The sequence below is a fragment of the Clostridia bacterium genome (assembly GCA_024685775.1).
GTDB lineage: Bacteria > Bacillota > Clostridia > Christensenellales > CAG-1252 > CAG-1252.
The window spans coordinates 66,454-90,840 of the sequence record JAIKVL010000038.1 but is presented as its reverse complement, the minus strand read 5'-3'; the positions used below and the strand labels follow the sequence as shown (position 1 = coordinate 90,840).

The window sequence follows — 24,387 nt, the reverse complement described above, 5'->3', positions numbered from 1 at the left end:
CTCCTCCTTTTACGCCGTCCTGATCTTCTTCTCCATCAAGCGAACGAGGAGCGTGATGAGGATAACCAAGACGAGATAGCAGAACGCGAGCACGACGTACGGGACGATATACTCGTAGGTGCTGTTCGCCATATTCTGAAACGCCTTCGTCAGATCGGTGACCGCGATAAAACTCGCGACGGACGTCTCTTTGATCAAGGCGATGAATTCGTTTCCGAGGGTCGGAAGGACGTTTTTGATCGCTTGGGGGATGACGACGCTGACCATCGATCTCGAATAAGAAAGCCCCAAAGCGCGCCCCGCTTCGAGCTGACCCTTATCGACCGAATTGATGCCGCCGCGCATGATCTCGCTGATATACGCGCCGCTGTTCAGCGCAAAGGCGATGACCGCCTCGATGACGACGCCTTGGACGACGAACGAGCCGATCACGAGGTTTTTGAAATTGATCCCCATAAGCGGGAACAAGACGAAGTGTATAATAAGAAGCTGGACGACCATAGGCGTCCCGCGGAAAATCGTGATATAAGCGTCGGCGAGGATCTGAAAGATTTTCGCGACGGGATTTTTTTGAGAAGGGATCGCCTTGACGACGGCGACGACGCTTCCGATCAAAAGACCGATCAATAAGCCGAAAACGGCGATGACAAGGGTGTTCAGAAGCCCTTCTAAGACAAGTTTGTAACCGCTGAGGGTTACAAACTGTCTGTAAAAGATTTGCCAAACGGACATTTTCCGAATTTCCTATTATTTATTCAATGCTTTCGAGATCATCAAAGCGGGTTGCTTATCGATGATGACTCCGTTGATCTTTCCGTTTTGAAGATCCTTGATCGCAAGCGCGCCGGTCTTGTAGCCGTTCACCGTGATGTTGGCGAAACCGTCGTAACCGAAATCGTCGTCGCCCGCGGTGTACATATAGCCGGTCGTTCCGTTTTGCGCGCCGATCGTGTATTTCTTGTTTTGCGCTTTGATGACGTTCTCGACGTCCGCCGCGGTCGTGCAAGCGTCGAAGAGCGTGTCGTCTTTCTTGACGACGAGGACTTGCGCGGACTCATAGTATTCTTCGGTAAAATCATAGCTCTTTTGGCGCTCTTCGTTCACCGTAATGCCCGCCATACCGATATCCGCTTCGCCGGAGTTGACGCTCGTAAAGATCGCGTCGAAATCTTCGTCCAAGATGAAGAGGGTCTTGCCGAGCTTCGCCGCAAGCAAAGAAGCGATCTTCATATCGACGCCGGTCAGCTTATTTCCGTTGTAGTACTCGAAAGGCGGGAAGTACGCGTTCGTCGCGACGATCAGGCAGCCTTGGCGGCTCGCGGGATTCGTGTACTCGAAGGTAGCGGTGCCGTCGAAGAAAGAATTAATGATCGAGGCGAGTTCGCCGTTCGCTTTGAGCTCCGCAAGAAGCTCGTTCGCCGCGGTCTGCATCGCGGTGTTACCCTTCTTAACGATAAACGCATAGGATTCCGCAGTCAGTTCGATGTCTTTGACTTCGACTTCCGCGACGGCGGTCTTCGAGCAAGCCGCAAACGCTGCGACGCAGGTCGCGATGATCGCGAGAACCAAAACAATTCCGATAACTTTTTTCATAATCAAATCTCCTTAAACTTGATATTGCTATACTATCACCCGCCCGAGGTTTTGTCAAATGAAAAATGTATAATTTTCGAAAAAACTCAATATTTTTTCATTATTCACGATTTTATGCGTATATTTATTCATATCCGTGAATTTATTCGTATTTTTAATAAATTATGCATAAATGCGAAATATATTCACCGAGCGTGATCGGCTTCCTTCGATCCCCAAGCGCTCCGAGGGGCGAGATCCTTTCCTTCTTCACCCCGATCCCTCGCGATCAACAAAAAAGGCTACCCGAATTCGGGTAGCCGATTTTGTGTTTAGTCGCAAATTCTTTTTCTACTTTCGATTAAGCGCCAACCGCAGCGGTAGCAGCGAAGTCAAGGCTGAAAGACGATACTCTTCCGGCGGTTGCATCGTTCAAAGCCACACCGTCGAGCCAAGCGATAACGACCATATCGATTTGTTGTTCCGCAGCGAGCGCACCGAAGTTGATTTCCGTAACGGTCTTACGCGGAGTGGTGCAGAGACCTTCAACGTCTCCGTTCGCCGCGACCGTACCGAATTCGGTATCGAGGTTCGCACTCTTACCAAAGATGCCTTTAAGTACATAATTGGAGCTCTGAACTGATTCGGGTTTCGCGGCAGCTCTCGCAAAGACCGCGATTCTGACCAAATCGTCATCTTTCGTGTCTTTGACGTAGTAGGTTCCGTCGCCGAAAGTTCCGGAAGTGGGTTGCGGCTCCGCCGCGGTATAGCTGTTATTCGCACCCGCCGTGTAGTAGGTTTCACCGCTCTTGAAAGCAGTCGCACGGGTATAGGTATCACCCGGCGCCCAAGTGATCGTCATTCTAAGGTTCGCGACGTCGTTCGCCGTAGAGAGGTTCTTTACGTAGAACTCTTCATCGGTGCCGTCGGTGAAAGTATAAGGCGTTCTTGCACCGGCATCCGTGTTGAAGACAAAGTTACCGCCTACGCTCTTGATCGTAGCGCCGGTAAAGGAAAGGGAACTTGTCGTTGAGTTGACCGTAAGTTCTGCAGGAACCATAGGCGCGAAAGACGTCGAAGGCCCGGTCGCGGTGATGGAGTTGGAAGCAATTCCGTAAGCAGAAGATCCGATCCAGCCGATACCGAGCGCGCTGGCATTACTGGTTTGCGCGGTTATTTTAATGGTGCTCGCGGTAACGGAGCTGTTGCTCGTAAACCATGCGTAGGTTGCGGTCGAAAGAGCGACGGCAACGACAAGCATCATTACGATTGAAGTAATCAATAAACGTTTTTTCATTTTAATACCTCCTTATTAAACATTTTGCACTAAACAAATTGTTCGTCGTAGAGGGACCATCCCCCTACCCTTTCTTTCTTATCGTCATTTTACCATATAAAAACCCAAAATTCAATACCCATTTTTAACATTTTTTCAACAATGTTAACTTTTCTTAAACAAAATCACCGTTTTCTTAACAAATCTTATGCAGGTCCGCCGATAAAAATTCTCCTAAATTTCCGCACTTTTTCTTTTCGAGCCGCATATCGGTCCTTTTCGGACGAAAAAAAACTCTCAAAATGAATTTCGTAAGCTACATAGTTCATTTTGAGAGTAATTTTGGTATATAATATACCTTTTTCTCTAAAAAAGCTTGGATTTTGCCTCTTTTATCAAGGCTTCCTGCTCGTTTTCATAGTATTCGGCGACGCGCTCTTTCAGAATCATCGCGGCGCGCTTCTTATTTTGGAGCTGCGAACGCTCGTCTTGGCAGGTAACGGTGATCCCCGTGGGGATATGGGTCATACGGACGGCGGTCTCGACTTTATTGACGTTCTGCCCGCCCTTCCCCGAGCTGTTGAAAATATCCGTGCGGACGTCTTCCTCCGAGATCCTATTCTGCGCCACGAGGATCGGGTAGAAGGAAAACGCGATATCCTTTCCGAAAACGTCCTTTTCCATTTGCGAGACGGCGGCATACGCCTTTTCGCCGACGCATTCGAAGCGCACAAAGTCCGAGCCGAGTTCTGCGGCGCGAACTTTGACGCCGAAGATGGGCAACTGCTTTTTGAGGATCGCTTCGATCTCTTCTTCGTCGAGAGGCGCCTTATTATTTAATGTACGCACGCACACGCCCGCGCCCGCGTGAACGTCCGGACCGAAGGATTCGAGCGAAAGCTTCAAAAGCTCTTTGCTGAGATTCTCCGCGTCCTCGTCGTCCCCGCTCAAAGCATAGGTGTCGAACGCTTCGGAGACGGGAGAGATCGCGTTGATCCTTTTAACGTAACTGCGGGAAAGGCGCTCGTCCCTCGCGACTTCGGGAAGAGTAAGGAGCCTTTTAAGTTCGCCGAGCTCCTTGCGAATGCCTTCCGCATCTTTAAGATCCTTATCGGTCTTCGGAAGTTTTTCTTTTTTAAGATCCTTGCCTTCTTTCGATTTGAAAAGGCTCGGTTTCTTTTCTTGCTCTATCACAAGCTTTTCTTTGTTCTCTTTCTTCATGGCTTTATATTACCATAAGCCGATCAAAAAGGCAATAAGTCAAACCAAAGTTGCGCGAAAACGAGACGCCGACTCTTGTTTTTTCGAGGAAAAGAATACCTTCCTCCAAGGCGAAATCGAAGGATCTCATCCTTATTTAATATATCGTCATCCTGAGCGAAGCCGAAGGATCTCATCCGCTTTTCTACTGCTTCGCCTTAGGGGATATTTCGACTCCGCTTCGCTCCGCTCAATATGACGAACGGTAATCGGCGATTTCTCCGCTTCGGTCGAAATGACAAGAGAGAATTTGCCTGCGCCTTCACTCTCTATTCGTCATCCTGAGCCTGCCGAGGGATCGCCTTGTCCTGCAACCCGCGAAGCCTTTCTTCCTCTATTCGTCATCCTGAGCCGCCGCAAGGCGTGTCGAAGGATCTCATCCGCTTTTTGTAAATCGTCATCCTGAGCCGCGAGAGAATCGAGCGTGTCGAAGGATCTCGTCCGCTTCATTAGGGGATTCTTCACTCCGTTCAGAATGACGCATGGAAAAATCAATTCGTCATCCCGAGAAGCGAACGAAGCGAGCGCACCCGAGGGATTCCCCGTTATTATCGCATATTGACATTTCCGTCTTCGCGTGTTAGAATAAGTTAACATCATTAAGCGAGGGCGCTATGTTTCATATCGTTTATAATCCGACCGCGGGTCAGAAAAAGACGCTGAAAACCGCGGAATACGTAAAATCCGAACTCAATAAAAACGGCATTGCTTTTATCGAGCATCCGACGCAAAGCCAAGGACACTGCACGGATATCGTGCGCGAAATTACTTCTTCCGGCGAAGAGACGAATATTATCGTCATCGGCGGGGACGGGACTTTCAGCGAAGCCATCAACGGCGTGGAAGATTTCGACAAAGTGACCTTCGGTTTGATCCCTTGCGGAACGGGCAACGATTTCGCGCGCAAGCTCGGAATTCCGAAGAAAGCCGAAAATGCGCTGAACATCGTTTTGGCGGGCAAAATCCAAAACCTCGATTATATTCAGCTCGCGAATCGACGCTGTTTGAACGTTTGCGGACTCGGAATGGACGTGGACGTCCTTGTAAAATACGCTTCGATGAAGCATTTTCACGGGAAAATCAAGTACTACCTTTCGCTGTTTTACGTCCTCAGCCATTTCAAACCCCATCACGTCCGCTTCAAGATCGGCGACGTCGAAAACGAACAAGACGTCTTTATGGTCGCGGTGGCGAACGGCTCTTTTATCGGGGGCGGAATGCCGATCTCTCCCGCGTCCGACGTGCGCGACGGCGCGCTCGATCTCGTCGTCATCGACAACTTGAAGAAAGGAAAAATTCTTCCCGCTCTTTTGAAATTCCTCGGCGGGAAAATTCACCTGCAACCCTACACGAAAGTGTATCGCTCGACCGAAGCCGAAGTCGAGATTTTGGATGCGGGCGAAGGAAAGCTCCAAATCGACGGCGAAGTTCGCTCGGAAAGTAAGATCTCTGCAAAGATCGTAAAGGGAAAGCTGAAAATGTTCCTTTGATCCCTTCGAACCGAGACCAAGGCGCGGAAATACCTTTTTATTCCTTATCATTCACTTAAAGCACGGTTGCAAATCGCAACCGTACTTTTTGTAATCGGCGATTTCTCCGCTTCGGTCGAAATGACAATAGAGACTTTTCCTGCGCCGTCACTTCTTATTTGTCATCCCGAGCTTGCCGAGGGATCGCCTTGTCCTGCGACCCGCGAACCCCTGCTTCCTCTATTCGTCATCCTGAGTCTGTCGAAGGATCTCAGCCTTATTTCACGCCGCTTCGCCTTAGGGGATATTTCGACTCCGCTTCGCTCCGCTCAATATGACGAGCGGTAATCGGCGATTTCTCCGCTTCGGTCGAAATGACAAGAGACAATTTGCCTGCGCAGTCTCTTTTTATTCGTCATCCCGAGCTTGCCGAGGGATCGCCTTGTCCTGCAACCCGCGAAGCCTTTCTTTCTCTATTCGTCATCCTGAGCCTGTCGAAGGATCTCATCCGCTTTTCTACTGCTTCGCCTTAGGGGATATTTCGACTCCGCTTCGCTCCGCTCAATACGACGAACGGTAATCGGCGATTTCTCCGCTTCGGTCGAAATGACAATAGAGACTTTTCCTGCACCGTCACTTCCTTATTACTTGTCATCCCGAGCTTGCCGAGGGATCGCCTTGTCCTGCGACCCGCAAAGCCACTCTTTCAATAAACGGCTTTGCATCGGATAGTGCGTGCGAGGCACGACAAAAAATCGCACGGGCGCGTACTACTTGTACGTAACCGTGCGATTTTGAAGTCAGAAACAAATCAATCGCGCAATAGGCAAAGCCGTTTTATTATACGCGCTCGACGAAATAAACCCGTTTCATCACCTGCGGTTTAATGGGCTTGTCCATCGAATTCGTCGGCGCCGCGGCGATCTCATCCACCGTCTCGATCCCTTCAACGACCGCGCCGAACGCCGCATACTGTCCGTCGAGGAAGTTCGCGTCCGCGTGGCAGATAAAGAACTGCGAAGAAGCCGAATTCGGGTCGTTCGTGCGCGCCATCGAGATCACGCCGCGCTTATGCGAAAGGGTGTTGCGGACGCCGTTCATCAAGAATTCGCCCTTGATCTTCTCTTTGCTTCCGCTCATCCCCGTCCCGGTCGGGTCGCCGCCCTGCACCATAAAGCCGGAAATCACGCGGTGAAAGATCAAGCCGTTATAAAAGCCCGCGCCGACGAGCTTTTTGAAGTTTTGGACCGTGATGGGCGCATTCTTCGGGTCAAGCGCGATCACAAGGCTGCTGCCGCTTTCCATTTCGATTTTGACGGTATCCGTTTGTTCTTTGCTTTCGATATAAGACATAGTTTTCTCCTTTTTTCTTTTATTCTTATCCTATGCGAAGCCGAAAGACCTCTGCCGCTTCGCATTCGGGGATTCTTCACTGCTTCGCCTTAGGAGGTATTTCGACTCCGTTTCGCTCCGCTCAATATGACGAGGAATTATAATATCGTCATCCCGAGCCTGCCGAGGGATCGCCTTGTATTTCTATCCGCAAAGCCCCGCTTTCAATAACCGGTAATCGGCGATTTCTCCGCTTCGGTCGAAATGACAATAGGGCATTCGACTGCGCTGTCACTTCTTATTTGTCATCCAGAGCCTGCCGAGGGATCGCCTTGTCCTGCAACCCGCGAAACCCCGCTTTCTTCATTCGTCATCCTGAGCGTGTCGAAGGATCTCCTCCGCTTTTTATAAATCGTAATTCTGAACGAAATGAAGAATCTCAACCTTATTTCTCACTGCTTCGCCTTAGGGGATATTTCGACTCCGCTTCACTTCGCTCAATATGACGAACGGTAATCGGCGATTTCTCCGCTTCGGTCGAAATGACAATAGAGACTTTTCCTGCGCTGTCACTTCTTATTTGTCATCCCGAGCCTGCCGAGGGATCGCCTTGTCCTGCAACCCGCGAAGCCTTCCTTCCTCTATTCGTCATCCTGAGCCGCGAGAGAATCGAGCGTGTCGAAGGATCTCATCCTTATTTCACGCCGCTTCGCCTTAGGGGATATTTCGACTCCGCTTCGCTCCGCTCAATATGACGAGGAATTATAATATCGTCATCCTGAGCCGCGAGAGAATCGAGCGTGTCGAAGGATCTCATCCGCTTCCTACTTCGCGTTTAGGGATTCTTCACTCCGTTCGGAATGACGCAGAAAACCCTTTCGATTTTGCGGAATTAAAAGAACCTGCGCGCGAGCTTTTCAAACGCGGGCAAGCTCTTTTCGATCATCTCCGGACTTACGCAGTACGCGATACGGACGTAACCTTCGCACCCGAAACTATCGCTCGGAACGACGAGGATATCCAGCTTTTTCGCTTCTTCCGAAAGCTCCGACGCGCTTCCGGTCGGGGATTTCATAAAGAGGTAAAACGCGCCCGACGGATACGCGCACTCGAAGCCCATTTCGGTCAGCGCGGAGTACAGGCGATCGCGATTCGCGCGGTAGACGTTTATATCCGCGGTCTTTTCGTCGCATTCCTTGACGAGATATTGGAAGAGGCTCGGCGCGCAAACGTAACCGAGCGCGCGGCCCGCCCCGCAAACGGCGAGATAAAGCTCCTGCGCTTCTTCCGCAAGCGGCGAGATCGCGATATATCCGATACGCTCGCCCGGGAGGGAAAGCGCCTTCGAATAGGAATAGCAAACGATCGTGTCCTTATAAAGGCTCGGCAAGCACGAGGGCTTCTTGTCGAAGACGAGCGCGCGATAGGGTTCGTCCGAGATCAAATAGATCGGGCGACCGAATTTTTTACCCGCCGCGGCAAGGATCTCCGCGACCTTTTTGAGTTTCTCCTCCGAGTAGACGACGCCGCTCGGGTTATTCGGCGAATTGATAATGACCGCGCGCGTATGCTCGTTCAGCGCGGCTTCGAGCCCTTCGAGGGATATATCCAGCCCTTCCGCGGGAGCGACGGGAACGAGAGTCGCGCCCGCCTTTTCGGTAAAGACGCGATACTCCGGGAAGAACGGCGCGAAAGTCACGATCTCATCCTTTTCGTCTTTTACGATCGCGTTCAGCGAGATCGTCAAGGACGCCGCCGCGCCGCAAGTCATATACATCAGTTCGGGATCGAACGCGAAGCCGAACGCTTTTTCGTAATTCTTCGCGATGGTCTCGCGAACGCCTTTATCGCCCTGCGCCGAGGTATAACCGTGAAGCGCGGTTTCGTTCCCCGAGAGCAAAAGGCGGGTCAGCGTCTCTTTGACTTCTTGGGGTGGCGGGACGCTCGGATTGCCGAGGCTGAAATCGAAGACGTTCTCCTCTCCGACTTCGGCTTTTCTCTTTTTGCCGTACTCGAAGAGTTCGCGTATGACCGACCGTTTCGCGCCGAGCGCGTACATTTTTTCGTTACAGATCATTTTTCCTCCAAAATTTTCGCGGCATTTAAGCCGAAAATCAAATCTTCTTCCTCTTTCGAAAGCCCCATCGCACGAACGAACGCGAAACTGTCCTCGTAGCTCGCCCAAGGGGAATCCGTCGCAAACAGGATCTTATCCGCACCGTGCGCGCGGACGATCTTTCGCGCGAGAGAAACGTCCATATATTTCGCGACGACGCCCGTGTCGAAGATCACGTTTTTGCCGACAAGCAGATCCGCGACCTCTTCCCAAAGCATAAACCCGCCCATATGGGCGAGGATGACGTTCGTCGCCCCCGTCAGAGAAAGCATTCTCTTCGCGCGCTTCGGCGTGCAACGAATTTCCTGACCGGGAAATCCGAGATCCAAACCTGCGTGGATCGAGACGAAAAGTCCCTCTTCCATCGCCGCGTCGATCACGCGGAGGACCTTGTCGTCGTCCACGAAAACGCCCTGATAATCGGGGTGCAGTTTGATCCCCTTCAAGCCGAGCGCTTTGATCGCTTTCACGTCTTCTTTTACGCTTTCCGAATCGGGATGAACGCCGCCGAACGAGCGGAGTTTTACTCCGTCGCGATCGAATTCGCCGCTATCGATCTTCTTCGCGAACGCGTTGATCGAGCGGAATTGCGAAGGCTTGGTCACGACGGGAAGGACGACGGCGCCGTCCGCGCCGATCGTCTTCGCGCTTCGAATAAGCCCCGCGGTCGTTCCGTCCGAAAAAGCGGGAAGATTCGCCTGCGCGGCGAGAAACGAGACCGAACGCTCCGCGAGAGCGTCGGGGAATGCGTGCGCGTGAAAGTCGATGATCATATTACAGGGTGACAATCTCCTCGTTAGACAAAAGATCCGCGCCCGCCTTTTTCAGGACAGCCGCCGCCTTGTCGAGATCGGACGCTTTGATGACGAGCGACGCTTTGCCTTCTTTCTCGATCGTCAAGCCGTACATATATTCGAGATTGATCTTTTCTTTTGCGACGGCGACGAGAAGATCTTGCAGAGAGCCGACTTCGTTATTCAAACGGACGACGAGGACGCTCGTCAGCATCGAAGAAAATCCCCCTTCTTTCAAGGCTTTATCCGCCGCGTCGGGATCGGAAACGATCAGGCGCAAAAGCCCGTACTCGCTCGTGTCCGCGAGAGACAAAGACAAAATGTTGACGCCCGCCGCTTTGATCGCGGCGAGGACCTCTTCGAGCCTGCCTTCTCTGTTTTCAATAAAAACCGATACTTGTTTCGCTTGCATAGTTTCCTCCTCCTTTTACACAAGTTTGCGTTTGTCTTGAACGCGCACGGATTTGCCCATGCTGCGCTCGATCGTTCTGGGTTCGACGAGTTTGATCTTCGCGTTCAGACCGATCATCTGCTGAACGGCTTTGCCGATCTTGACCGCCAACGCTTCGAGACCTTTGATCTCGTCGCTGAAAAACCGTTCATCCACTTCGACCATGATCTCCATCGTGTCGAGATTGTTGACGCGATCGACGATGATCAGATAATGCGGGCTTACGCCGTCCACGCGAAGCAGGGCTTCTTCGACCTGCGACGGGAAGACGTTTACGCCGCGGATGATCAGCATATCGTCCGATCTTCCCTTAAAGCGGCTGATGCGGCAAGTCGTCCTGCCGCACTTGCAGGGCTCGTAAGAGATCGAAGTCAGATCGCGCGTCCTGTAACGGATCAAGGGAAGCCCCTCTTTCGTGATCGTCGTAAAGACGAGTTCGCCCGTCTCGCCCTCTTTCAAAGGCTCCAACGTCGTCGGGGAGATGATCTCGGGAATGAAGTTATCTTCGCAGACGTGCAGTCCGTTATGATATTCGCAGTCGCAAGCGACGCCCGGACCCATCACTTCGGAAAGCCCGTAAATATCGTGCGCGCTGACGCCGAGGATATTCTCGATTCTCAGGCGCATATCTTCCGTCCAAGGTTCCGCGCCGCAGATCGCCGCGCGAAGTTTGATCTTGTCGAGATCGCCGCCCTCTTTCAAAACTTCCGCGATATGCAAAAGATAAGAAGGCGTGCAGGCGATCGCCGTCGCCTGAAAATCTTTCATCAAGGTGATGAGTTTTTGCGTGTTGCCCGTGCTCATCGGGACGGTCGTCGCTCCGATATATTCCGCGCCGTAATGCGCGCCGAGTCCGCCGGTAAAAAGCCCGTAACCGTAGGCGATCTGGACGATATCTTTCTTCGTGACGCCCGCCATCGTCATACAACGCGCGACGCATTCGCTCCACATCTTGATATCGTTCTCCGTGTACCCGACGACGGTGGGTTTTCCGGTCGTTCCCGAAGAAGCGTGCACTCTCGTGATCTCCTCTTGCGGGACGGCGAACAGCCCGAAGGGATAATTATCGCGCAGGTCGGCTTTCGTCGTAAACGGAAGCTTCGAGAGATCCTCGACCCCTTTGATGTCTTCGGGTTTCAAACCGATCGCATCCATCTTCGCGCGATAGGCGGGGACTTTTTCATACACCCGCTTGACCGTCTTGACGAGCCTTTCGCTTTGCAGCGCGCGCATATCCTCGCGGCTCATCGTCTCCATTTCTTTATTCCAAATCATACGTTCTCCCATTTGCGATCAACCGTTTTCCAAACCGGTCAGGAACGCCTTTTTATTGATCTCGACCGTCTTCGGCGGAACGGTGTTCTCAATGACTTTGAGCCAAGTTTCCTTTTCGACCCCCATAAACCTCGCCGCGACGCCGAGCACGACGGTATTGAAGACCTTTTGATTACCGACCGCGCTTGCGATCTCGTTTGCGTTGATCTTGACGATCTTATACTTATCCTCCAAGCTGTCGAGGACGTTATACGGGTATTTCGCCGCGCCGGAAATGACGGTGATCGGCTCGATCACGACGTCGTTCACGATCATAACGCCGCCCTTCTTCAAGAATTGATGATAACGAGCGGCTTCGAGCCTTTCGAACGCGATCAAGACGTCTGCCTGCCCTTCTTCGACGATGGGCTCCGCGACCTTGTCGCCGTAACGCACGAACGTCACGACGCTTCCGCCGCGCTGCGCCATACCGTGAACTTCCGAAAGTTTTACGTCGTAGCCTTTTTCCATAGCGATGCCGCCGAGAATGCGGCTCGTCAAAAGCGTGCCTTGTCCGCCCACGCCGACGATCATAATATTTACGTTCATTTCTTTACGACCTCCCTTTTCTCCATCGCGCCGAAACGGCAGTTCGAAGCGCAAAGCCCGCAACCGTTACACATTTCGGGGTTGATCTTCGCTTTCCCGAATTCGTCCTTGCTGAGCGCGGGGCAACCGCAGGTGATGCAAGCGCCGCACCCGATGCACTTTTCCGCGTCCACGAAGACTTTCTCCTTAAAGACGTTGCCTTTGAGAAGCGCGCAGGGCGCTTTGCAGATGATGACGGAAAGCTCTTCCCTCTGCGTTTCCTCTTTCAAAGCGGCGGCGAGCGCTTCGCGGTCGAACGCGCCGACCGTGCGGACGTTCTTTACGCCGATCGCGCGGCACAGGTTTTCGAGACCGATCGCGGGCGCGATATCGCCTTTGAGGTTCTTACCCGTCGCGGCGTGCTCTTGGTGACCCGTCATACCCGTCGTCGAATTGTCGAGGATGACGACCGTGCCGGTGCTTTCGTTATACGCCGAGTTGATCAGGCTGTTTACGCCGGTGTGAAGGAAGGTGCTGTCGCCGATGACGCAGACCCAATTTTTGATATAGTCTTTGCCCTTCGCCTTTTCGACGCCGTGAAGGGTCGAAATACTGCTGCCCATACAGATCGTCGTTTCGATGACGGAGACGGGAGGAACGGCGCCGAGCGTGTAGCACCCGATATCGCCGATAACGTGCAGTTTCAGCTTCTTCATAACGGAGAAGACGCTCCTATGCGGGCAACCCGGGCAGAGGACGGGCGGGCGCGCGGGAAGATCCGCGAGAGGCGCTTCGTAATCCGCTTTGCCGAGGACGGCTTTGCGGAGCAGATTCGCGCTGTACTCCCCTTGGCGGGTAAAGATCTCTTTGCCGATGCATTTGATCCCGAGGGATTTTACTTTTTCTTCGACAAGGGGTTCGAGTTCCTCGAAGACGTACAAGGTGTCGACGTTCGCCGCAAATTCTTTGATCAATTTTACGGGAAGGGGATTCAAAAGACCGAGCTTCAAGACGGACGCTTCGGGCATCGCCTCTTTGACGTACTGATACGCGATACCGCTCGTGATGAATCCGATCTTTTTGTCACCGTACTCAATGCGATTCAACGGCGCGCCGCACTCGTTCTCCGCCATTTCGTTCAGGCGTTTTTCGACGAGGACGTGACGCTTTTTCGCCATACCCGGCATCATAACGTACTTATCGATTCTCTTCTCGTAAGGCTTGTCTGCGACCTCTTTGCGCTCTTCGAGCTCGACGACGCCTTGCGAGTGAGAAAGGCGGGTCGTCGTCCTGAGAATGATCGGCGTGTCGTACTTTTCGCTGAGATCGTAGGCAAGTTTGATAAACTCTTTCGCCTCCGCGCTGTCCGACGGCTCGATAACCGGGATCATCGCGGCGCGCGCAATAAGCCTCGTGTCCTGCTCGTTCTGCGAGGAGTACAAACCGGGATCGTCCGCGACGACCGCGACCATTCCGCCGCCCACGCCGGTATAAGAAAAAGTAAAGAGCGGATCGGCGGCGACGTTCAAGCCGACGTGCTTCATACAGCACATACTGCGAACGCCGCTGATCGACGCGCCGATCGCGACTTCCGCCGCGACTTTTTCGTTCGGCGCCCATTCGGCGTACACTTCGCCGTACTTTGCGAAATTCTCGCTGATCTCCGTGCTCGGCGTTCCGGGATACGCGGCGGACACTTTAACGCCCGCTTCGTACGCGCCGCGCGCGATCGCTTCGTTTCCTAACATCAATTTCTTCATACGTTACCCCCTTAAATTACGCAGATCTTTGACCCTCGCCGCCTTGCCTTCGAAACGGCGAAGGGTGTTCGGCGATTCGAGACTGATCTTTGCGTCCAATCCCAAAACGACGCGTAATTTCGATTTGATTTTGTTTTCGATTTCTTTGAGCTCCGCGAAATTATCCGTCGCCTTTTTGAGTTCGACGCGGATTTCGAGTTTATCCGAATGCCCTTCCCTCGTGACGACGATCTCATAGTGCGGTCCGATATTCTCGGTGTGGAGCAGGACCTCTTCGATCTGCGACGGGAAGACGTTCACGCCGCGGATTTTGAGCATATCGTCCGTCCTGCCGTCGAGGTTTTCCATGCGGCAAGTCGTGCGGCCGCACTTGCAGGGCTCGTAGATCAAACGGGTCACGTCCTTCGTGCGGTAACGGATCAAGGGAAGCGCTTCTTTCTTGATGCAGGTGACGACGAGTTCGCCCTTCGATCCCGCGGGCAGGACTTCGCCCGTCACGCTGTCGATGATCTCGGGGATAAAGAAATCCTCGTTGATATGCATTCCGGCAAGTTCTTCGCATTCGCCCGAAACGCCGGGGCCCATCAGTTCGCTCATTCCGTAATTGCTGGTGACCAAGCAATCGTCGCCCCAAACCTTATGCATTTCTTCGCGCATCGCGTCGGTCAAAAGTTCGCTGCCGACGAGCGCAATACGGACTTTGAGATCCTTTTTGATATCCACGCCCATTTCCGCGGCGACTTCGGCGAGGCGAAGCGCGTAGGACGGAGTCGCGACCAAAAGGGTCGTTTCGAAGTCTTTCATATACATGATCTGCTTTTCGCTGTTTCCGGTCGAAGACGGGACGATCGTCGCGCCGATATTCTCCAAGCCGTAATGCAGTCCGAGCGCGCCGGTAAACATTCCGTAACCGAAGCAAATCTGCGCCATATCGTCCGCCGTGGCTCCGCCCATCGCGGCGATACGCGACACGCATTCCGTCCAAGTCGCGAGATCGTTCTTCGTGTATCCGACGACGGTGGGTTTACCCGTCGTCCCCGAAGACGCGTGGACGCGGACGAGATCCTTTTTCGGAACGGCGAACAGACCGAACGGATAATTGTCGCGCAGGTCGGCTTTCGTCGTAAAGGGAAGGCGCGCGAGATCCTTCAAGGACTTGATGTCCTCGGGTTTTACGCCCGCTTCGTCCATCTTCTTACGGTACGGAAGCACCTTTTCGTAGACGCGTTTGACCGTCTCCTGCAAGCGTTCGAGCTGAATCTTTTCTATCTCGCTTCTCGGAAGCGTTTCCATTTCAGACCAAATCATTTTCTTTCTCCTTTCCTGTATACTGTTTTATTGAATTTCGTTTTCGATCGGCTTTTCGAAGGCTTCCGCGATCTTTTCTTCGGGAAGCGGTTTGGTAAACAAACTGACGATGAAAGTCGAGAGCATCGAATACGCCATACAAATGACGCCGATCATCGGCGACGCGCCGACGCCCGCCTGCACGGCTTTCCCGAAAGACGCGTTCCAATTCAGCTTATCGTAGCCGACGATGATAATCAAAGCGACCGTCAGGACGAGAGAGCCGACGATCGAAGTCCAAGCGGCGGTTTTCGTCGTCTTTTTCCAGACGACGCCGAGGACGTACGGTCCGATGAAGCAGCCCGCGAGCGTTCCCCAGCTCAGACCCATCATATAAGCGATGGCGGTGATGTTGAATTTGGTGTTCAAATAGGCGATCACCGTCGCGATGACGACGAAGACGAGGGACAAAACGCGCATCATCATCGTGACTTTTTTATCCGAAGCGTCCTTTTGAATGCTGCCCTTGTAAATATCGATCGTAACGACGGACGAAGACGCAAGCGAGACGGAAGCCAGCGTGGACATCGAAGCCGCGAGGACGAGGACGGCGATCAAGCCCAAAAGCCCGTTCGGGAGAGTATCCTTGATCATATGCGGGATCACGTTGTCGGTGTTTCCGCCGGGCGCGGTTTCGTAAAAGAGTTTGGCGAGACCGCCGATGAAGTACGCGCCGAACCCGATGACGAGAGCGAAGACCGTGCTGACGATCGTCCCCTGCGAAATGGCTTTTTTGTCGCGGACGGTATAGTACTTATGGATCGTCTGCGGGAGCGCCCAAACGCCGAAAGAAGTCAAGAGGATCAAGAAGATCAAACTCATCTCTTTGCCGTAAATGAACTTGCCCGCCGAGGTTCCGCCCATAAACAGACCCATTTGATTATCGGTCAGGGTTTTCAGCCCTTCGCCCCAATTGACCTGCGGCGCGGCGAGGAAGAAGAACAGCATGACCGTCACGCCGACGAACATGATGATCCCCTGAATGAAATCCGTCAAAGAAGTCGCGATATATCCTCCGAGGAAGAGGTAAAAAGCGGTAACGGCGGCGAGAACGAGCATCACGATCCAGCCTTTCACGCCGAAAACGATCGAGAACAAATTTCCGAGACCGTTATAGACGGAAGCCGCATACGGGATCAGGAAGATAAAGATCACAATCGCGGACACGAGCTTCATTTTTTCGCTGCCGTATCTCTTGTAGAAAAAGTCGGGCATCGTCTTCGCATCCAAACGGACGGTCATATTCTTCGTCTTGCGAGCGAGAACTTTCCAAGCAAGGAAGGCGCCGACGATAGCGTTTCCGATGCCGATCCAAACCGCGGCGAGACCGAAACCGAAGCCGAACTTGCCCGCATAACCGATAAAGATGACCGCGGAGAAGTACGTCGTCCCGTAAGCAAAGGCGCTCATCCATCCGTTGAGCCCTTTATTGCCCGCGAGGAGGTAGTCTTTCACCGTCTTCGCTTTGTTGCGCGTATAGACGGCGATCACGATCATTCCGATGAGATAAAGCACGATGACGGCTATATCGATTCCAAACATTTTTCTTTCCTCTGTTTTACCTGAATTTGCCGCGTTTTCCCCCCGAAACCGAGCGGCGGAAACGACTTAATAATTATAAACCCGCGCCCACGCGTTTGTAAAATCAATTCGGCGAATAATTTCTATAAAATTATGTATAAACTATAATGAGATTTACGCCGTTCGAAGCGCGTCGGATTTTCGCGCGAATCGGTTGCGTTTGATCGAGAAAAAAGGTATACTTTTTATATGCTGAAAATCAAAGTCGTCGCCGTGGGCGATATGAAAGAGACCTATTACCGCGAAGCCGCGGGGGAGTACGTCAAACGCCTCGGCAAATGGGCGAAAACGGAGATCGAGGAAGTCAAAGAGGCTTCCTATCTGACCGATCCCGAAAAAAAGAGGATCGCGGAAGGGGAAGAGATCTTAAAAAGGGTGAAAGGATTCCTCGTTCTTTTGGACGTTAAGGGAAAAAAAGTTTCGAGCGAATCGTTCGCGGAACTGATCGACCGAGCCGTCCTCGCGGGTAACGGAGAACTCACTTTTGTGATCGGCGGAAGCAACGGCGTGTCGGAAGGAGTAAAAGCCGCGGCGAAAGAAATCGTTTCTTTCGGCGACGTGACGCTGCCCCACCGCCTGTTTCGCGTCGTCCTTCTCGAACAGATTTACCGCGCGGAAACCATTCTTCACGGCGTTTCTTATCACAAATAGAGGTGCGTATGACCGAAAGAGAACTTATGAAACTTGCCGAATATCAGGACGAGGACGCAATCCGTTACGAGGATTACGAACTCTCCGATCTCCTGAAAGAATACGGGGATAAAGATCCGAAAGCGTTCAAAGAAAAGTACGGCGAGTATTACGACGACATCAAATTCAAAGAAAAAGATTGGTGGTGAAATGAAAAAGCCGCATAAAGAAACCGTTATCGCTTGGGTTCTCGGCGTTTTATCGATCGCCGTGGCGGCGGGTCTCGCCTACGCAATCACGCTCGTCGCAGCGCCGATCAAGGTATCTCTCGACGAGAGCGATTTTTCGATCCAATGTCTGTTTCACGAAGAGACGATCGCTTATGCGGACGTCCGAAGCATCGCCCTTTCGGAAGAGTATAAATCCAAAACCAAGCGCGGACACGGCGGACAGGCAAAGGAATTCGGCGTCTACCGAAACGACGAACTCGGTTCCCATTATCGGCTGACCTACACCGAAAACGACAAAAACTATATCGTTTGCGTAAAAAAGGACGGTTCCGCGATCGTCTTCAATCAAAAAACCAAAGCGAAGACGCAGGAGCTTTTCGAAAAATTGTCGGAGCGAATCGACGCCGCTTCGAGAGCATAACGCGCGTTTTGTAAAGTAACGCAAGACGTTTTCGAAACGAAAAATCGGATTGGCGTTTTTTATTTTGAATTTCCGATCTTATATGTTATAATATTTTTACAAAATCGAAAAACCGCGCCGAAAAGCAAAACGGAAAGCGCAGGAGAGAAATGGTAAAAAGCACTTTTACGAAGCGAATCTTCCGACTCGTGGACAAAATCTTTTATAAATCGCAGAATCCGCCGAAAAAGACGGCGGAAGCCCTTTCTTCGCTCAACGTGACGCGCGATCTTTCTCCTTCGGAAGAATTCTCGGACTGCAAAATGGATCTTTTGATCAAGCCCCGCGCGAGCGGAGAAAAGGTCCCCGTCATTTTCTACATTCACGGCGGCGGCTTTTCCGCAGGCGACAAGCGTTTCCGCGATTATTACTGCGCGCGGATCGCGAACGCGACGAACTGCGCGATTCTGAACGTCAATCACCCGCTCGGCCCCGAAAATCCCGGTCCGATCCCCTTAAAATGCCTCGTCAGAATGGCGAATTGGCTCGAAGACAACGCTGAAGCGTTCGGTCTCGACCTCTCCAAAACCATCGTTATGGGCGACAGCTCGGGCGCGTATTACGCCGCGATGCTCGCCGCGATCCAAGGAAGCGACGAATTGCAGAAGATCTACGGCGAAATGCGACACACCTTTACCGCAGGGCTTTTCAACTGCGCGATCTTCGATCTCGTCCGCTCGATCAAGCACCCCGTTCCTTTGGGCTTTACGAGGGGCGTCTGCAAGGATATCACGAATCTGAAACCCAAAGAGGCGCTGACTTGGGAATATATGCCATTCGCCTGCCCCGTCGATCACGTCTCCCCCGCCTTCCCGAAATCCCTTTTGATCTATTCGAAGATGGACTTTTTCGCTTGGGGACAAGCGGAAGAATTTATCGAAAAGCTCGAAAAGAACAGCGTTCCTTACGAAGAATATCACAGCACGCATTTTTTGGATAATCACGCGTTTTCGATCAATTTGAACAACAAAGTCGCGCGCGCCGCGCGAAAAAAAATGATCGATTTCATTACGGGCGTTTTCGGCGAATAAAGATAATAACGCTCTTGACGGGAAACGGCGAAAGAATTCGCCGTTTTTTTTATTTCATCGCCATTCCCGTAAAACCTCCGAAACGCAAGATAATAAATCGCAGCGAAGCTTTGCGAAAAATCGCTCTTCCCCGAAAAAAAACGCGCAGAGCTTCGCGATTGCGAAACGCGGATCCGTAAAACATTTATTCTTTCACGCGCGCGACGCCGCTTTCTCTCGCGGCTTTCGCGACGGCTTTCGCGACGGCGGGACCGACGCGCGGATCGAAGGCGCGCGGCAGGATATAGTCCTTTTTGAGTTCTTCGGGCGAGACGAGATTCGCGAGCGCTTCCGACGCGGCGAGTTTCATCGCTTCGTTGATCTCTTTCGCGCGGACGTCGAGCGCGCCGCGGAAGATCCCGGGGAACGCCAAAACGTTATTGATCTGATTCGGGAAATCGCTCCTGCCCGTTCCGACAACGGCGGCGCCCGAAGCGAGCGCGAGGTCGGGCATAATCTCGGGGGTCGGATTCGCCATCGGGAAAAGGATCGCGTCTTTCGCCATGCTCTTCACCATTTCGGGCGAAACGAGGTTTCCCGCCGAAACGCCGATAAAGAGATCCGCGCCCGCGAGAACGTCCGCGAGTTTTCCCGTAACGCGTTCGCGGTTCGTGACCTTCGCCATTTCCGATTGCGCGGGATTCAGCCAATCGAGTCCTTCCGCGATCACGCCGTTTTTATCGCACATCGTCAAATTTTTCAAACCGCGGGACAAGAGGAGTTTCGCGATCGCGATCCCGGCGGAGCCCGCGCCGTTTATGACCGCTTTGATCTTCCCGATCTCCTTTCCGACCGCCTTCAACGCGTTCAGAACCGCGGCGAGGACGACGACGGCGGTGCCGTGTTGGTCGTCGTGAAAGACGGGGATGTCGCAGCGCTCTTTGAGCTTTCTTTCGATCTCGAAGCAGCGCGGCGCGGCGATATCTTCGAGGTTGATCCCGCCGAAACTTCCCGCGAGGAGCGCCACGGTGTTTACGATTTCGTCGACGTCCTTACTGCGAATGCAAAGCGGGATCGCGTCCACGCCGCCGAACGCCTTGAACAGGACGCACTTCCCTTCCATAACGGGCATACCCGCTTCGGGTCCGATATTTCCGAGTCCGAGGACCGCCGTCCCGTCCGTCACGACGGCGACGAGGTTTCCGCGCCCGGTCAAAAGATAGGATTTTTCGGGATCGTCTTTGATCTCCAAACACGCTTGGGCGACGCCGGGCGTGTATGCCAAAGAGAGGTCGTCGCGATTCTCGATCTTCATCTTCGGGACCGTTTCGAGCTTTCCCTTCCATTCGTAATGCTTCTTTAAGGATTCTTCCGCATAGTTCATTTTTCACACCGCGAGCGCGCTTCCGCGCCCTTTCCTTTTCTTTTTCGATTTTCCGATTTTATCAAATCATTTCTTCGGGCTTTACGAGACGGTCGAATTCTTCGCCCGTCATAAATCCCAGCGCGATCGCTTCTTCGCGAAGCGACGTCCCGTTCTTATGCGCGGCTTTCGCGATCTTCGCGGCGTTATCGTAGCCGATATGCGGCGATAGCGCCGTAACGGACATCAGCGTCCGATCCAAGTTTTCCTTCATTTTTTTCCGATCGGCGGTCAAGCCCGAAAGGCAATGCGCCGTAAAGGAGCGGACCGCGTCCGCGAGAAGCCCGACCGATTGCAAAAAGTTATAGGCGATCACGGGCATATAGACGTTTAACTGAAAATTTCCCTGCGACGCCGCGATTCCGATCGTAACGTCGTTCCCCATGACTTCGGCGGAGACCATCGTCAGCGCTTCGCATTGGGTCGGATTCACCTTCCCGGGCATAATGGACGAGCCGGGCTCGTTCTCGGGAATACGGATCTCGCCGAGTCCGCAGCGGGGGCCCGAAGAAAGCCAGCGAATATCGTTCGCGATCTTCATCAAATCGGCGGCGAGAGCGCGCAGAGCGCCGTGCGCGAACGCGATATCATCTTTCGAGGAAAGCGCGTGGAATTTATTCGGCGCCGTACGGAAGGGTTCGCCCGTTTCCTTTGCGACTTCTTCCGCGACCTTTTCCGCGAATCCCGCGGGGCAATTCAGTCCCGTTCCGACGGCGGTGCCGCCGAGCGCGAGATCGAGAAGTCCGTCCGAAGCGTTTCGGATCATAAAAAGCGAACGCTCGACCATCGCCCGCCATCCGCTGATCTCCTGAGAAAACGCGATGGGGACGGCGTCCTGCAAGTGCGTGCGCCCGACGGTGACGACGCCTTCGTTCTCCTTTTCGAGACGATTGAAATCGGCGATCATTTCTTCGAGGGCGGGGCAGAGCTTTTCTTTGAGCGCGACGACCGCGGCGATATGCAGCGCGGTCGGGAAAGTATCGTTGGAGCTTTGCGAACGGTTGACGTGATCGTTCGGATGAAGGAGCTTTTCCCCTGCGATCTCGTTTCCGCGATTCGCGATGACTTCGTTAAAATTCATATTGCTTTGCGTGCCGCTGCCCGTCTGCCAAACGGCGAGAGGAAAATGACCTTCGAGCTTGCCCGCGAGGATCTCGTCGCAAACGGAAGAGATCAAGGTCGCGCGTTTTTCATCCAAAAGTCCGAGCGAATAATTCGTCAGCGCGCAAGCCTTTTTGACGACGGCGAACGCGCGAAGGATTCCTTTCGGCATCTTTTCTTCTCCGATTCGGAAGTTCTCGTAGCTGCGCTGAGTCTGCGCGCCCCAATAGCGATCGGCGGGCACCTTAATTTCGCCCATACTGTCCCGTTCGGTTCTGTACTCCATAGCTTCCTCCCCTGAGCCGCGCGGTCGGCGGTTTTTCATAAAAAAGTATACTCCCCCTCGGCGCGATTTGTCAACGCGGAAAGAAGCCCCACTCTCTTTTTGTTTTTACGAAAAAAGGTCGGCGACTGCCGACCTTTTCCGTTTTTCGATTTATTATCCCTCCGAGCGTTTCGATCACTCTTCCGTCGGCACGGGAGACGCAGGATCGCCCGAGGTCTCGGGATCGGCTTCGCCTTCCGGAAATTGCGTTTGTTCTTCGCCCTTGTTCCAAGCCTTCGCCTCTCCGAAATCGCCCGTGTGATATCCTACGATCAGGCGAACGAGAAGATCGTTCAGTTTTTCCACCGTAACGTCCGGCAGTTCGGGATCGAGATGGGAACCGCCGATTCCCGAATCGTCGGTGATGAAAATCGAAGTGCCGCCCGTCAGGATCGCCGCCGTCCTCGTTACGTATTCGCAGAAGAGATCCGCGCCGCTGCAAAGCACGGGGCAAATGCGGATCCCCTTCGCCGCGGCGGTTTTCACCGCGCTCGACGTGCGGTTGCGATTTTCAAGCAAACGGTGAGAGGGCGCGTCGAGGACCAAGAACATCAATTTCGTGGAATTCTCCTCTCCCCAATTCTTTTCCGCGGCGAGGACGAGCGCTTCGTCCACCGCTTCGGGCGTGTCGCCGCCGCCCGTAGCGGATTGAGCATCCAGAACTTTCAGCTGTTTTTTGAGTCCTTCTTCTTCGGAAACCGTCTCGAAATCCGAATAGGCGAATTTCTCTTGGTCGCCGTCGTCGCGATAAAAGAGGAGCGCGAGATCGATCTTCACCCCGTTCGCCTGCGCCGCCACGCGATGGATAACGTCCGAGAGTTCGGCGGCGAGATAATCCATTTCGTCGCCCATTGACCCCGTCGCGTCGATCACGAACATCAGTTTAACGAGATTCGCTTTTTCTTCGTTTGCCGAGAGATCGACCGAAAGATCGCGATTCTCCGCAGTGAAGTTCACGCTCTTTTTCGTCTCGCCCGAAGCGACCGCAAGCGCGCCTTCGTCCGCCGTCGGGAAAAGATACGCCACGCCGCCGAGATCCGTCTTCGAGATCCATTCGACTTGATTTGAATCGGTATAGGTAACGGTCGCGCCGACTGCGGGAATCTCACCGTTTTTAACGGTTACTTTTACACGTTTCACGGTATTGCAGATCCAAATATCGTCACCCTCGCCCCAATAGCGATGGAATTGTCCTTCCTTTTGGTTTTGGGTAAAAGGCGCGAACAGGTCTTTCCAATCCTCGTACGCATCGTTATCGTTTTGCGCCTTCGCGGTCAGTTGCCCCGCGCGGATCTGATTTTTATTCTCCGAAGCGGGGAGTCCGCCTTCCCCGTACTCGCCGAAGTCTGCCGCGAAACCTTCGCCGCTTTCTCTATAAGCGTAACCGCCGTCCCCCGTGCCTTTCGCAGGCTCGGCAGCGGGCTTATAGTATCCGCCCGAGGAGGGAAACGCATCGTTTACGAGATGCGCCGTCGGTTTGACGGACTTACCGCTGCACGCGACCAGCGCGAACGCCGTAACGACCAATAGAATTATCGCAAGAATTCTTTTCATCTTCTTTCTCCTTTCTTTCGGTTTCCCTTGCGAAACCTTCGTTCACTTATCAGTTACCGCTTCTTTGGAAAAATGTGACAAAAAATCGAAAAAATTATTTTTTTGAAAAATACGAGCCTACCGTCCTGAGGAAGTTTTCTTCGCCCTCACTTACGCAGTAAACAACGTAGACGATTTCTTTTTCGGTCGTAATGATTCCTTGCCAAACGCCTGCGCTATCTTCCTTGTAGACAAACGGTTGCTCTCCGACAGTCGCCCGATGATTGCCGAAAGCGGCATCCTCCGGATCTGCCTCTTCAAACGAGACAAGCGCGCCGAACAAATACTTCCCGCCGTCATAGAGAGTAATTTCGTAGCCATCGACCGAGTCCGATTTTCGCGCCGACGCCCCACTCGGAAGCGTGACTTTCAAAAACTCGGTTGCAGCGTTGAGTTCCGCAAGGATCTCGGCATTGCTCGGAGAAGAGGATTCCCCCGCGTTTTCCGTCTGCGATCCGCCTTTCGGCGACGGAAGGAATCCGTGGTTTCCGGACGCATCGTCCGCGCCCCAATGCCAAAAAGAACCTTTCGACTCGGAAGCCGAACTGTTCGACGCGGTGGGAATCGCTTTATTCGGAGTCATAATAGGCGCGAATCGCGCAAAACAAACCGCCACCGCAGCAATGACGATGACCGCGGAAAAAGTAACCGCCGCCTTTTTGAAAAGGAAGGGGCTCCGCTCTTTCTTTTCCTTGCGCGGCGCGTTCAACGTCTGCTCTTTTTTGAGGCGCGCCAACGAATCTTCGCCGTCGGCGAAAGAGGAAAGCCTGTTTTCGGCATATCGTTTCAATTTCTTTTCTTTCGACATATTTCCC

General features: G+C 53.1%; 22 protein-coding genes. 5 read left to right on the top strand and 17 right to left on the bottom strand.

Annotated elements, in window-relative coordinates; genetic code table 11:
- Nucleotides 1–9: 9 nt before the first annotated feature.
- The 4 genes from K5753_07325 to K5753_07310 form a co-directional block, all read right to left on the bottom strand.
- Nucleotides 10–732, bottom strand: a complete 723-nt coding sequence (locus tag K5753_07325; protein ID MCR4727011.1) for an amino acid ABC transporter permease — start codon at nucleotides 730–732, stop codon at nucleotides 10–12.
- Nucleotides 733–747: 15 nt separating this feature from the next.
- Nucleotides 748–1,593, bottom strand: coding sequence for a transporter substrate-binding domain-containing protein (locus K5753_07320; GenBank protein MCR4727010.1), 846 nt, complete (start codon nucleotides 1,591–1,593; stop codon nucleotides 748–750).
- Between the two features lie 340 nt (nucleotides 1,594–1,933).
- Complete coding sequence (locus K5753_07315) at nucleotides 1,934–2,869, bottom strand: hypothetical protein (protein ID MCR4727009.1); 936 nt, start codon at nucleotides 2,867–2,869, stop codon at nucleotides 1,934–1,936.
- Nucleotides 2,870–3,214: 345 nt separating this feature from the next.
- Nucleotides 3,215–4,069, bottom strand: coding sequence for a hypothetical protein (locus K5753_07310; GenBank protein ID MCR4727008.1), 855 nt, complete (start codon nucleotides 4,067–4,069; stop codon nucleotides 3,215–3,217).
- 653 nt (nucleotides 4,070–4,722) lie between these two features.
- Here K5753_07310 and K5753_07305 point away from each other — a divergent pair.
- Nucleotides 4,723–5,598, top strand: a complete 876-nt coding sequence (locus K5753_07305) for a diacylglycerol kinase family lipid kinase (GenBank protein MCR4727007.1) — start codon at nucleotides 4,723–4,725, stop codon at nucleotides 5,596–5,598.
- An 819-nt stretch (nucleotides 5,599–6,417) separates the two neighbouring features.
- Here K5753_07305 and K5753_07300 read toward each other — a convergent pair.
- The 9 genes from K5753_07300 to K5753_07260 form a co-directional block, all read right to left on the bottom strand.
- A complete protein-coding gene (locus K5753_07300) occupies nucleotides 6,418–6,930 on the bottom strand; it encodes a peptidylprolyl isomerase (GenBank protein MCR4727006.1) in 513 nt (170 codons plus the stop codon).
- 871 nt (nucleotides 6,931–7,801) lie between these two features.
- Entirely contained in the window at nucleotides 7,802–8,986 is a 1,185-nt protein-coding gene (locus tag K5753_07295) for a pyridoxal phosphate-dependent aminotransferase (GenBank protein ID MCR4727005.1), read from the bottom strand.
- The gene (locus tag K5753_07290; protein ID MCR4727004.1) at nucleotides 8,983–9,798 is read right to left on the bottom strand and encodes an amidohydrolase family protein; all 816 of its coding nucleotides are present in this window, start codon (nucleotides 9,796–9,798) and stop codon (nucleotides 8,983–8,985) included. The genes K5753_07295 and K5753_07290 overlap by 4 nt, the downstream gene beginning before the upstream one ends.
- A gap of 1 nt (nucleotide 9,799) precedes the next feature.
- A complete protein-coding gene (locus K5753_07285; GenBank protein ID MCR4727003.1) occupies nucleotides 9,800–10,231 on the bottom strand; it encodes an amino acid-binding protein in 432 nt (143 codons plus the stop codon).
- 15 nt (nucleotides 10,232–10,246) lie between these two features.
- Nucleotides 10,247–11,545 carry a phenylacetate--CoA ligase gene (locus K5753_07280; protein MCR4727002.1) on the bottom strand — a complete coding sequence of 433 codons (1,299 nt, stop codon included), beginning with the start codon at nucleotides 11,543–11,545 and terminating at the stop codon, nucleotides 10,247–10,249.
- 18 nt (nucleotides 11,546–11,563) lie between these two features.
- Nucleotides 11,564–12,133, bottom strand: a complete 570-nt coding sequence (locus K5753_07275; protein MCR4727001.1) for an indolepyruvate oxidoreductase subunit beta — start codon at nucleotides 12,131–12,133, stop codon at nucleotides 11,564–11,566.
- Nucleotides 12,130–13,872: an indolepyruvate ferredoxin oxidoreductase subunit alpha gene (gene iorA, locus K5753_07270; GenBank protein ID MCR4727000.1), complete on the bottom strand. Its 1,743-nt coding sequence runs from the start codon at nucleotides 13,870–13,872 to the stop codon at nucleotides 12,130–12,132. The genes K5753_07275 and iorA overlap by 4 nt, the downstream gene beginning before the upstream one ends.
- Before the next feature lie 3 nt (nucleotides 13,873–13,875).
- The gene (locus K5753_07265; GenBank protein MCR4726999.1) at nucleotides 13,876–15,180 is read right to left on the bottom strand and encodes a phenylacetate--CoA ligase; all 1,305 of its coding nucleotides are present in this window, start codon (nucleotides 15,178–15,180) and stop codon (nucleotides 13,876–13,878) included.
- Between the two features lie 27 nt (nucleotides 15,181–15,207).
- On the bottom strand, nucleotides 15,208–16,761 hold the full coding sequence (locus tag K5753_07260; protein MCR4726998.1) for a sodium:solute symporter: 1,554 nt from the start codon (nucleotides 16,759–16,761) through the stop codon (nucleotides 15,208–15,210).
- Between the two features lie 231 nt (nucleotides 16,762–16,992).
- Here K5753_07260 and K5753_07255 point away from each other — a divergent pair, with 231 nt between their 5' ends.
- The 4 genes from K5753_07255 (at nucleotide 16,993) to K5753_07240 (ending at nucleotide 19,151) form a co-directional block, all read left to right on the top strand.
- A complete protein-coding gene (locus tag K5753_07255) occupies nucleotides 16,993–17,451 on the top strand; it encodes a 23S rRNA (pseudouridine(1915)-N(3))-methyltransferase RlmH (protein ID MCR4726997.1) in 459 nt (152 codons plus the stop codon).
- An 8-nt stretch (nucleotides 17,452–17,459) separates the two neighbouring features.
- Nucleotides 17,460–17,639, top strand: coding sequence for a hypothetical protein (locus tag K5753_07250; protein MCR4726996.1), 180 nt, complete (start codon nucleotides 17,460–17,462; stop codon nucleotides 17,637–17,639).
- A 1-nt stretch (nucleotide 17,640) separates the two neighbouring features.
- Entirely contained in the window at nucleotides 17,641–18,081 is a 441-nt protein-coding gene (locus tag K5753_07245; GenBank protein MCR4726995.1) for a hypothetical protein, read from the top strand.
- A 149-nt stretch (nucleotides 18,082–18,230) separates the two neighbouring features.
- Nucleotides 18,231–19,151 carry an alpha/beta hydrolase gene (locus K5753_07240; GenBank protein ID MCR4726994.1) on the top strand — a complete coding sequence of 307 codons (921 nt, stop codon included), beginning with the start codon at nucleotides 18,231–18,233 and terminating at the stop codon, nucleotides 19,149–19,151.
- Between the two features lie 184 nt (nucleotides 19,152–19,335).
- On the opposite strand, the gene K5753_07235 is transcribed toward K5753_07240, so the two are convergent.
- The 4 genes from K5753_07235 to K5753_07220 all read right to left on the bottom strand — a co-directional run bounded on the left by K5753_07235 (nucleotide 19,336) and on the right by K5753_07220 (nucleotide 24,380).
- A complete protein-coding gene (locus K5753_07235) occupies nucleotides 19,336–20,514 on the bottom strand; it encodes an NADP-dependent malic enzyme (GenBank protein ID MCR4726993.1) in 1,179 nt (392 codons plus the stop codon).
- Nucleotides 20,515–20,575: 61 nt separating this feature from the next.
- Nucleotides 20,576–21,940 (bottom strand): class II fumarate hydratase, encoded by a 1,365-nt coding sequence (gene fumC, locus K5753_07230; GenBank protein ID MCR4726992.1) that lies wholly within the window; start codon nucleotides 21,938–21,940, stop codon nucleotides 20,576–20,578.
- A gap of 174 nt (nucleotides 21,941–22,114) precedes the next feature.
- On the bottom strand, nucleotides 22,115–23,533 hold the full coding sequence (locus K5753_07225) for a VWA domain-containing protein (GenBank protein ID MCR4726991.1): 1,419 nt from the start codon (nucleotides 23,531–23,533) through the stop codon (nucleotides 22,115–22,117).
- Between the two features lie 94 nt (nucleotides 23,534–23,627).
- A complete protein-coding gene (locus K5753_07220) occupies nucleotides 23,628–24,380 on the bottom strand; it encodes a hypothetical protein (GenBank protein ID MCR4726990.1) in 753 nt (250 codons plus the stop codon).
- Nucleotides 24,381–24,387 lie beyond the last annotated feature (7 nt).